We start from the raw sequence: 235 nt of genomic DNA, 5'->3' as shown, positions 1-235 counted from the left end.
GCTTATAAGGGAAAAGTTATAGAGATTCATACAAAACAGTCGAATATAGAAGAAGATCAAAATATTCAAAAGCTGATTGCAATTGAAGATTCTCATGACTCAACAGAAATTGTTATTCACGTTAATAAATTAAAGGAGGGGTGGGATGTTACGAATCTCTATACTATTGTACCGTTGCGTGCATCGGCTTCAGAAATTTTAACAGAACAAACAATTGGGCGTGGATTGCGTTTGC

Annotated in this window: 1 pseudogene; it reads left to right on the top strand. The window is 35.3% G+C overall.

Annotated elements, in window-relative coordinates:
• Window positions 1-235, top strand: a pseudogene (locus ACFILW_RS10970) (hypothetical protein); the annotation flags it as partial.

The sequence above is a fragment of the Bartonella sp. TT110JLCBS genome (assembly GCF_042193405.1).
Taxonomy (GTDB): Bacteria; Pseudomonadota; Alphaproteobacteria; order Rhizobiales; family Rhizobiaceae; genus Bartonella.
The sequence above is the reverse complement of the archived record's forward strand: the minus strand, read 5'-3'. Positions and strand labels throughout refer to the sequence as shown.